Origin of the sequence: Amycolatopsis rhizosphaerae (assembly GCF_007713715.1) — a bacterium.
GTDB classification, from domain to species: Bacteria; Actinomycetota; Actinomycetes; order Mycobacteriales; family Pseudonocardiaceae; genus Amycolatopsis_E; species Amycolatopsis_E rhizosphaerae.
Genome location: NZ_VJWX01000574.1, coordinates 1 through 4,372, shown reverse-complemented (window position 1 = coordinate 4,372; position 4,372 = coordinate 1). Strand labels below are relative to the sequence as shown.

General features: G+C 72.7%; 4 protein-coding genes. 3 read left to right on the top strand and 1 reads right to left on the bottom strand.

Annotated features, from left to right (window positions below; genetic code table 11):
• Both FNH05_RS33385 and FNH05_RS33380 read left to right on the top strand, forming a co-directional pair.
• Nucleotides 1-1,923 (top strand): tetratricopeptide repeat protein (locus FNH05_RS33385; RefSeq protein ID WP_144592844.1); only part of this gene is annotated, 1,923 nt, incomplete at its 5' end.
• A gap of 98 nt (nt 1,924-2,021) precedes the next feature.
• Nucleotides 2,022-2,642 (top strand): L-threonylcarbamoyladenylate synthase, encoded by a 621-nt coding sequence (locus tag FNH05_RS33380; protein ID WP_144592843.1) that lies wholly within the window; start codon nt 2,022-2,024, stop codon nt 2,640-2,642.
• A gap of 13 nt (nt 2,643-2,655) precedes the next feature.
• Here the strand turns inward: FNH05_RS33380 and FNH05_RS33375 are convergent, their stop codons facing one another.
• Nucleotides 2,656-3,480, bottom strand: coding sequence for an oxygenase MpaB family protein (locus FNH05_RS33375; protein ID WP_144592842.1), 825 nt, complete (start codon nt 3,478-3,480; stop codon nt 2,656-2,658).
• An 88-nt stretch (nt 3,481-3,568) separates the two neighbouring features.
• Here FNH05_RS33375 and FNH05_RS33370 point away from each other — a divergent pair, with 88 nt between their 5' ends.
• The gene (locus FNH05_RS33370; RefSeq protein WP_144592841.1) at nt 3,569-4,207 is read left to right on the top strand and encodes a TetR/AcrR family transcriptional regulator; all 639 of its coding nucleotides are present in this window, start codon (nt 3,569-3,571) and stop codon (nt 4,205-4,207) included.
• The last annotated feature ends 165 nt before the right edge of the window (nt 4,208-4,372 follow it).

Here is a 4,372-nt window from a genome sequence, read left to right as displayed (position 1 = left end):
CCCCTGCCCCCGTACCTGCCGCGCACCGCCGACGCCGAACTGGACGCCGCGCTGCCGCGCGGCGGGCTCGTGCTCCTCGAAGGGGATTCGGCCAGCGGCAAGAGCCGCACCGCCGTGGAGGCGATCTGCCGCAACGCCCGGAAACTCGGCTGGCAGCGCGTACTGCTCCCCCGGGACACCGCCGCGCTCCGCGAACTGGCCGCCCACCCCTCGGCGCTCGCGAACACCGTCGTCTGGCTCGACGATCTCGACCGGTACCTCACCACGGAAAGCCACGACGAGCCGCTGCTGACCGCGCTGCGCCCGGCGAAACGCGCCGGTGCGGTACTGCTGGCCACCCTGCGGACCGAGGCGCGCGACGCACTCGGTTCCGAAAACCCCAAGGCGCGCCCGGTGCTCGCCGGTGCCCTGCCGGTCCGGCTCGCCCGGCACCTGGACCAGGCGGAACGCACCACCGCGGCGGGGTTTCGCGACGATCCGCGGATCGGCGCGGCCCTGGACAGCGCGGAGGGTTTCGCCGAGTACCTGTGCGCGGGCCAGGCCGCGCTGTCCCGCTGGCACGCCGGACGGGCCGGGGCGAACGAACCGGGTGCCGCACTGGTCAGCGCCGCGGTCGACCTGCGCCGCGCCGGGTTCGCCGAGGACATCCCCTTCGAGTGGCTGGCCCGGTTGCACGGCGTCTACCTGTCCGGGAACTTCCGCGCCCGCGGCGGGACCGACCCCGGCGGCGGGCTCGTCTGGGCGGCCACCCCGGTGCACGGCGCCGGGCCCGCGCTGCGCCCTTCGGGCCGGAACCACTTCCGCCCCTTCGACTATCTGGTGGACCGGACCATTCTCGACGAGACGGCCCCTCCGGTGCCGGAACCGGTGTGGCAGTGGCTACTGGAGATGCGCGGGTTCAGTACCGACCAGTCGTTCCGGCTGGCGCGCGCCGCGGCCCGCGCCGGACGGCGCGAGGACGCGATGCGGGTGTGGTCCGCCTTGGCAGGCACCGGCAACCCGCATGCGCTGCTCGCCCTCGGCCGCGCGGAGCAGGCACGCGGCGACGAGGCCTCGGCGGAAGACTGGTACCGCCGCGCCGCCGAAGCCGGGAACAGCTGGGCCATGACCAGCCTCGGCACGCTGGCCGAACGCCGCCGTGACACCGAGACCGCCGAGCGCTGGTACCGCGGCGCCGGCGAGGCGGGCGACCCCAAGGGCCTGATCAACCTGGGCGGCCTGCTCGCGCAGCAGGGCCGGATCAGCGAGGCCCGGTCGGCCTACCGGCGGGCGGCGGGCAGCGGCGATCCCGACGGCCTGCGCAAGGAGGCCGTGCTCGAGATCCTGCACGGCGACCGGCGGCGCGGCACCGCGCTGCTGCGGCAGGTCGCACTGTCCGGTGATCCGGCCGCGGTGCGCCTGATGGGCCTGCTGGCGCCGACCGGCGACGCCGGCGAGCAGCGCTCGGAGATCCAGGCCCTGCGCAGGCTCGCCGCGGAGACCGGGGACACGGAGGCGGCGCTGGAACTGGCCCGCAACCTCTGGAACCAGGGGGATCTCGACGCCGCCGAGAGCTGGTTCACCCGGGCGGCGGAGTCGGGAGACAGCGCGGTCGCCGAGTTCGGCCTGGCGGTGCTGCTGGAGCAGCGCGGCAGACCCGAGGAAGCCGAACCGTGGTACCGCCGGGCCGCCGCGCGCGGCCTTCCCGAGGCGATGCTCAACCTCGGCACCCTGTTGCAGGACCGCGGCGAGGCCCAGAAGGCCGAGCACTGGTACCAGCGCGCGCTGGCGGCCGGGCACCTCGCGGCGGAGGTGAACCTCGGCGCGCTGCACTGGCACCTCGGGAACTTCGCCGAAGGCCGGCGCTGGTACCAGCGCGCCGCGGCACGCGGTGACGAACTGGCGAAACGGGCCCTCGCCGGACCGGGCGCGCCCTCCCCCTGAAAGGCCGCGCGAGTCCCACGCCCGTGCCGCGAGCGTGGGACCCACCGCCGCGAAGGCGCCGTCGGGCCACGCCCGGTCCCGGCCTCTAAGCTCGGCCCATGGCGAAGTACTTCGACGTGCATCCGGACAATCCGCAGCGGCGCTCGATCGAGCAGGTGGTCGGCATCGTGCGCGAGGGCGGCCTGATCGCCTACCCGACGGACTCGTGCTTCGCGCTCGGCTGCCAGCTGGGGAACAAGGACGGGCTGGACCGGATCCGGAGCATCCGCCATCTCGACGAACGCCACCACTTCACCCTGGTGTGCCGGGACTTCGCCCAGCTCGGCCAGTTCGTCGTGATCAACAACGCCGTGTTCCGCGCGATCAAGGCCGCCACCCCCGGCAGCTACACGTTCATCCTCCCCGCCACCCGTGAGGTGCCGCGGCGCCTGCTGAACCCGAAGAAGAAGACGGTGGGCGTGCGCATCCCCGACCACGTGGTGGTGCAGGCGCTGCTCGACGCGCTCGGGGAACCCCTGGTGTCGAGCACGCTGCTGCTGCCCGACCACGAGGAACCGCTGACCCAGGGCTGGATGATCAAGGACGAACTCGACCACGTGCTCGACGCGGTGATCGACTCCGGCGAGTGCGGCACCGAACCCACCACGGTCATCGACTTCTCCGACACCGAACCGGAAATCGTCCGCTACGGCGCCGGAGACCCCAGCCGCTTCGAGTGATCCCGGACAGGCACTACACCAGGGCGCGGCCCGCGGCGAGACGGCGCCGCAGGTCCCAGAGGCAGAAGTTGTACGGGAACTCCCGCATCGCCCGCGGGGAATGCCGGGCCGCCGTCCCGATCAGCCGCATGAGCCGGTCGAACCCCTCCTGCTGCCGCGGTGACCAGGACAGCCGCATCTCCTCCCGGAAGCGCGGCGGCAGGAAGCCCGTGGTCACGAAGAGGTTGAAGCGCGCGAAGGGGGCGCGCACGGGCGCGGGCAGGAACTTCAGGGTCGCGATGTCGTACAGGTGCTCGCGCACCGTGTCGTCGATCGAGACCTTCTCCAGCGCGGCGTTCCAGTACTCCTCGAAGGCCGCCCGGTCGCCGGGCCACATCTCCTCGCGCACCTGAAGGGTGGCGCCGAGGGTGGCCGAGGCGCGGTAGACCTCTTCGAGGGTCTGTTCGTCGAACGGGCCGAGGAACGCGGTGCAGGTGTCCTCGAAGCCCCGGTACAGGCAGGCGGCGACCCACAGCTGGAGTTCGGGGTCGAAGGCGTTGTACCGCACGGGGCTGGATGCGGTGGAGCGGACCTGCGCGTGCTGCCTGTTCACCGCCTTGCGGTAGGCCTTGCGCTCCTCGTCGGTGCCGAGCACGGCCACGGCGAGATAGGTGAGGGTGGTGCGGGTGCGCTTGACGGGATGGCCGAACAGCCGTCCGCTCTCCACCCGGCTTTCCACCACGCCGTAGCCGACGCCCGGATGCGCCAATTGCATGATCACGTTGGCCGCGCCCGCCAGCAGGCCCGCGCCGAGCATCGTTTCGTCCAGTTTCGCCGAACGAGAATCCGTGACCGTCATTGTCCGCCCCCTCGCGCCCGAGCGTATCTGCTCACGGCCGTTGGCAGATATGCAACGCCAGACCGCCCCGCCTGTCAAGATGGTGGGCATGGACACGACCCCGGAGGCACCTTCGGCACCCCTGCGGACCTACGGCGGTGTCGCGGGTGAAGACCGCCAGGCCGGGCGCCGCGCGCAACTGGTCGAGGCGGGCCTGAACCTGCTCGGCGCGGCCGACGGTCCGCAGGAGTTCACCGTGCGCGGTGTCTGCCGCGAAGCCGGCCTCGCCGCCCGGTACTTCTACGAGAGCTTCGCCGACCGGGACGCGCTCGCGATCGCCGTCCACGACCACGTGGTCACCGAGATCGCCACCAGCACGCTCGAAGCCGTCCGCGCCACCCCCGCGGACGCCCGCGCCCGGACGCAGGCGGGATTGCGGAACCTGGTGCGCAAGATCGCCGAGGACCCCCGGCGGGGCCGCCTGCTGTTCTCCCCCGCCCTCGGGCACACCGTGCTCGCGCAGCGCCGCGTCGAATCCACCCGCTGGTTCGTGCACCTGCTCGGCCTGCAGGCACGCGAGTTCTACGGCCTCGGCGAGAGCACGCGGGTGGAACTCATCGCCCAGATGCTGGTCGGCGGGCTCGCCCAGGCGCTCACCTCGTGGCTCGACGGCACCCTGCGGGTGGACGAGGCCGGACTGGTCGAGCTGGCGACGGAGATCTTCGTCAAGGTGGCGGACCTGGCCTGACCCTCGCCGCCGTGGTTTAACGATCGGTAAGTAAGGGCCGGTGGTGTAGCCTGTGGACGTAGGTTTTTCCGGGTCTGACGATGGGTGTGGGCCGTGGCGGCAGGCAGGGCGGCGGGCGGGGCGGCCGGGCAGGACTGGCGCCACTACGAGCCACTGGACCTGCCG